The organism is Pseudonocardia sp. Ae331_Ps2 (genome assembly GCF_001932405.1).
GTDB lineage: Bacteria > Actinomycetota > Actinomycetes > Mycobacteriales > Pseudonocardiaceae > Pseudonocardia.
This window is the reverse complement of record NZ_MCIM01000002.1, coordinates 59,287-63,130: the sequence shown is the minus strand read 5'-3', so window position 1 is coordinate 63,130 and position 3,844 is coordinate 59,287. Positions and strand designations below refer to the sequence as shown.

The window sequence follows — 3,844 nt, the reverse complement described above, 5'->3', positions numbered from 1 at the left end:
CACGCCGCGCTGGGCGACCTCGGCTACGAAGGCGAAGCCGACCGGCTCACCGTGCCCATCAAACTCGCCCCCGGCCGCGGGCAGACGGTCAACCAGCGCACCGTCAACACCCTGCACTCAGCCCTTCGTGCTCTGGCCGAACGCGGAAACGCCCTGCTCAAGACCACCTTCGCCGCGTTGCGGCGAGTCACGCTATGTCCCTGGCGCACCGGCGCGATCACCGCAGCTGCGCTCGTACTACTCCACACCGAGTACGACCGCACGACATGATCAACCCGCTACTGAGAACACCTCACTATCCGCATCGAGGCTAGGAGGACCTTCTAGCCATACGAACAGGCCCCCGTCTGGAATTCGCCAACGGACCACTGGCGTAAGATGCCTTGTGAGGCTATCGCCGATCGTCTGCATTCGCCGTTCATATGTTGAACGAATAGTTTGAAGATGCTCTTCATAGGCAAGAGACTTAATTGCCTCAGCGGCTGTAGCCTGGCAGAGTGAAGACGTCTGCATATCAATTCCGCGTTTGATGCGCAGGACTGTTTTCAGAATCCTATCTGGAAGAACGCTGATGCCGATACGCAGCGCTGGCGCAAGAGTTTTCGAGAGAGATGTGATGTATGCGACGTTGTCTGGGGCGTACGAGCAAAGAGCTGGCTCGGGTGTGCCCGAATATCGGAGCTCGCAGTATACGTCGTCTTCGATTGCCAACGCGTCGTGACGTAGTAGGACTGCGGCGAGAGCCATTCTCCGAGCAGCTGATGCTGTTGCTCCGGTCGGATTTTGAAAGGTGGGTAGCAGATACACTAGCGCGCCGGGAAATCGGCTCAGCATCGTGTCAAGACTGTCTGGGGCGATGCCCTGATTATCCGTGGCCACCTGGACGACTTCCGCTCCATAGCTGCGGAAGACAGATAAAGCCGGCCCATATGTAGGCGTCTCGACGAGAACCACGTCGCCTGGGTCGAGGACCGATCCGGCGATATTGTTGAGAGCTCCAGAACCGCCTGTTGCGATGTGTATCCGTTCTGTGCATCGTGTCATCCCACGAGCCGCGAGTAGCTCACTACAGACTTCGATTAGTGGGGTGAAGCCTCTTACCTCACCGTACTGCAGGATGGTCGACCCATACCGAGCTAGTGCGTTTTTGACTGCCGATTCGAGTAAATCAGTTGGCAACAGATCGTGACTTGGGGCCCCCGCCGCGAACGAAATCAAGTCATTGCTGCAGATCACCCGCTCGAAGATCTCGGCAATTCTGTCGGTCCCAAGTTCACCTAGTTTCCGCTGAGCGGTCTCGGATGCCACACAAACCTCGTCTCCCGTTTCTCACCGATCTGGCGGCGAGACCCTAACGTTGTTAACCGAGTTTATCTCGACACTGGCCGTCGAGTTCTTCTACTCGGGCAAGTTGAGCTGATAGTTGGCGGTTATCCGTCACACTGGTTGGCGGCATCCTGCCAACTCCGCCAGGAGGGTTGCTTCGTCATGTCGGTGGTGCTTTCATCGATAGAATCTCGTTCGCCGCTAGGTAGCCTGCCTCTGGCGATCTCTCGAAAGTTACGGCTGGCGACATGAGTGGTGACGGAAGAGTGGTAACGTCCAGTCTAGCGTCACACTAAAATAGTTTAGGGAGAAGTAGGACCGGTGAAAGACGCGAGAGTTTCCGTCGTGGGCGCAGCGGATAATCGAGTTATCCGTGGACCGCAAGCGCAAGCACTACTCCCGTGCATTACTGCCGCCACATCAGGCTCTACAAGACTGTCGGCCGGAATCGTAGTAATGCCCCCGCGAGCATCGTCGAAAGTCCATTTTCACGAGCATTCCGACATTATCGTCATCGCCGTGGCTGGTCATGCCCTAACCCTAACTGGACCTGACCTCACGCCACATATACATGCGGCTGGAGAGTTCATCTTCGTTCCGGCCGGCGTACTGCATATGGCAGTAAATCTCAGCTCCTCTTCGCCGCTGACGGCGGTCGAGGTTCGGACGGATCCAGAGTTTAATGACGATGTCGTGCTCTGCCCTGACCGAGAGATCGAAGCGAAGCTTCGCGCGGAAGAGCTCCGCAAAAAGTTCGAGACGGAGCAACGAAAGCGAGCGGACGACGATTCAAGTTTCCTCGCACCGTGGATGATGAGAGCTCATGAATGCGTTTGGGTCGACCGGGTTGTGAAACGCTCTGACTAACCTGCGAACTAGAGATCGAGGAACGATAAACTTGATCTTTGCGTGACCGTGCGAGCTTCTTGGCCTTGAGGACCTGGATGGCTTGTCTCAGTCGCTGCGGTAGGCGTACGGGGGTTTCCCCTACCTGCTCAGGGGGGGGGGAGGGCTGGATTTTCGTTTTGATGCGACGAGGTGTTGAGTTCAATTCATGACGATTGAGGATGCCTCGGGTCGTGCGAGCACTGGACGAGCACCGCTGTTCGACGGCCGACGCCGCCGCAGGGAAGTTCTCCTCGTCGGAGTGTTCGTCGTTCTCCCGACGCTCGCCCTGTTCGCCGCCGTCCCGCTGGCCTGGGGCTGGGGTCTCGGCTGGGTCGACGTCGCCCTGTTCGTCGTCTTCTACGCGATCAGCGGCCTCGGCGTGACGGTCGGTTTCCACCGCTACTTCACCCACGGCTCGTTCAAGGCCAAGCGCCCGCTGCGGATCGCGCTAGCCATCGCGGGCAGTCTGTCGTTGCAAGGTGGGGTGCTGGAATGGGTCGGGACCCACCGCCGCCACCACGCCTTCTCCGACAAGGAGGGCGACCCGCACTCGCCGTGGCTCTACGGCACCGGCGCGAAGGCACTGGTCAAGGGCTTCTGGCACTCCCACCTCGGCTGGAACTTCAAGCGCGACCTGACCAATCATCAGCGGTTCGCCCCTGACTTGATCGCGGACAGCACCATGATGCGAATTCAGGGTGCTTTTCCAGCGATCGTCGTCGTCAGTCTGCTCGGCCCGGCCCTCATCGGCGGCCTGGTCACGATGTCCTGGTGGGGCGCGTTCACCGCGTTCTTCTGGGCCGGTCTGGTCCGCGTCGCGGTGCTGCACCACGTCACCTGGTCGATCAACTCGATCTGCCACATCTGGGGCGAGCGTCCCTTCGCCTCCCGTGACAAGTCCGCCAACGTCTGGTGGCTGGCGGTCCTGTCCTTCGGCGAGTCCTGGCACAACCTGCACCACGCCGACCCGACCTGCGCCCGGCACGGTGTGAAGAAGGGCCAGATCGACATCTCGGCCGTCGTCATCCGCGGCTTCGAGAAGCTCGGCTGGGCGACCGCCGTCCGCTGGCCCACCACCCGCCGGCTCGAGAAGCTGGCGACCAAGAAGCAGGCCGCCGCGGCCTGACCTGCCCGTGCCAGAAGGACTGGCGCCCCGGTGTTCCCACGAGCACCGGGGCGCCGTCTTGTCGCGGGGCCAGTCAGCCCCCGGCCCACCTCGGCGGGCTTGCGTGGGAGGTCGACCGCGCCGCGCTTGCTCCTACCGGTCGCGGTTTCCGGGTCGAGACCTCGGCCGTGTACCGCTTCCTGCGCGAGGCGACCGAGCTGCTCGCGGCGTTGGCCCCCAACCCTGGCCCAGGCGATCGAGGTCGCGCTCGGGAAGGCGTTCGTGATCCTCGACGGGACCCTGCTGAGCTTCCCCCGGTTTCCCGGAGTGCGGGCTACCTGTCTGCGTCGCGTTGGGCGCGACGATAGTGGTCTTCGTACTCGTCGGGTGAGAGCCCGCCCAGGCGTGCCTGGATCCGGCGTGGGTTGTACCAGCCGTCGAGGTAGCGGATCAGGGCGTGCTCGGCCTCGCGGCGGGTTGTGAACGTGGTGCCGGGCCAGTAGAGCAGCTCGATCTTGAGGGGGG

General features: G+C 61.4%; 5 protein-coding genes. 3 read left to right on the top strand and 2 right to left on the bottom strand.

Annotated elements, in window-relative coordinates; genetic code table 11:
* The coding region (locus Ae331Ps2_RS28660) for a transposase family protein (protein ID WP_139319265.1) at window positions 1–270 on the top strand (270 nt) is incomplete at its 5' end.
* On the opposite strand, the gene Ae331Ps2_RS28655 is transcribed toward Ae331Ps2_RS28660, so the two are convergent.
* On the bottom strand, window positions 271–1,308 hold the full coding sequence (locus Ae331Ps2_RS28655; RefSeq protein ID WP_075313135.1) for a PLP-dependent aminotransferase family protein: 1,038 nt from the start codon (window positions 1,306–1,308) through the stop codon (window positions 271–273).
* Between the two features lie 474 nt (window positions 1,309–1,782).
* Here Ae331Ps2_RS28655 and Ae331Ps2_RS34420 point away from each other — a divergent pair, with 474 nt between their 5' ends.
* A complete protein-coding gene (locus Ae331Ps2_RS34420; RefSeq protein ID WP_075313137.1) occupies window positions 1,783–2,193 on the top strand; it encodes a cupin domain-containing protein in 411 nt (136 codons plus the stop codon).
* A 187-nt stretch (window positions 2,194–2,380) separates the two neighbouring features.
* Window positions 2,381–3,340, top strand: a complete 960-nt coding sequence (locus Ae331Ps2_RS28645; RefSeq protein ID WP_075313139.1) for an acyl-CoA desaturase — start codon at window positions 2,381–2,383, stop codon at window positions 3,338–3,340.
* Between the two features lie 313 nt (window positions 3,341–3,653).
* Here Ae331Ps2_RS28645 and Ae331Ps2_RS28640 read toward each other — a convergent pair.
* Window positions 3,654–3,844 (bottom strand): IS3 family transposase (locus Ae331Ps2_RS28640; protein WP_139319264.1); only part of this gene is annotated, 191 nt, incomplete at its 5' end.